At 60.4% G+C, this 207-nt stretch carries 1 pseudogene (only partly in view); it reads right to left on the reverse strand.

The features are described from left to right. Positions 1–207, reverse strand: a pseudogene (locus A2Z13_04590) (hypothetical protein) (it continues 64 nt past the right edge of the window).

Genomic DNA, 207 nt, shown 5'->3' on the forward strand with positions numbered 1-207 from the left:
TCGTGTGCAGCGTGTTCCAGTCGACATACCCCGGGAGACGGGACGCGCATCCGATCCCGGAGACGAGCGCGATGTCGTCCTTGGGGATTTTCAGCGAGTCGACGGCCCGGAGGAGCGACTTGAAGACGATCCCGTAGGTGCATCCAGGGCACCAGATGTGAGGGAGCTTCCCCCCCCGGATATATTGATCGTAGTTGAAGGACATCT

This window comes from Deltaproteobacteria bacterium RBG_16_64_85 (genome assembly GCA_001798885.1).
Lineage (GTDB): Bacteria > Desulfobacterota > Deferrimicrobia > Deferrimicrobiales > Deferrimicrobiaceae > FEB-35.